We start from the raw sequence: 311 nt of genomic DNA, 5'->3' as shown, positions 1-311 counted from the left end.
GATGATGTTTGAGAACTCAATAGTGTGCCAATGTACTTTTTATTTTTTGTGTGCATGGTTGTGTGTTGATTGGTTTGTCTGCCAGCGGACTTAGTGGTTTGTTGGTTGGTGTGTGCCGGTTGGGTATGTGGAACACGTACTCATTTGAATGCTGTTTGGTGTTTCGGCTGCATTGAGATGGATTGGTTGGCATGTGATTGTGTTCAACTTTTTGGTTTCCTCTTTTTTGACCCCGTCGGGTTGAGGGGACTGTTTATTTTTTCTTTGTAGTAATTTTTTGGACGCCAGCACAGGCTTTTGTGGTTTGTGGT

1 protein-coding gene is annotated in these 311 nt (G+C 42.8%); it reads right to left on the bottom strand.

Going from position 1 to position 311, the window contains the following annotated elements:
- Nucleotides 1-90 precede the first annotated feature (90 nt).
- Nucleotides 91-311: hypothetical protein (locus QKD99_RS11610; RefSeq protein ID WP_347951501.1), on the bottom strand; the 221-nt coding region annotated here is incomplete at its 5' end.

The organism is Corynebacterium sp. c3Ub_189 (assembly GCF_039907195.1).
GTDB lineage: Bacteria > Actinomycetota > Actinomycetes > Mycobacteriales > Mycobacteriaceae > Corynebacterium.
Note: the sequence above shows the minus strand (reverse complement) of the source record. Positions and strands in the feature narration are given on the sequence as shown.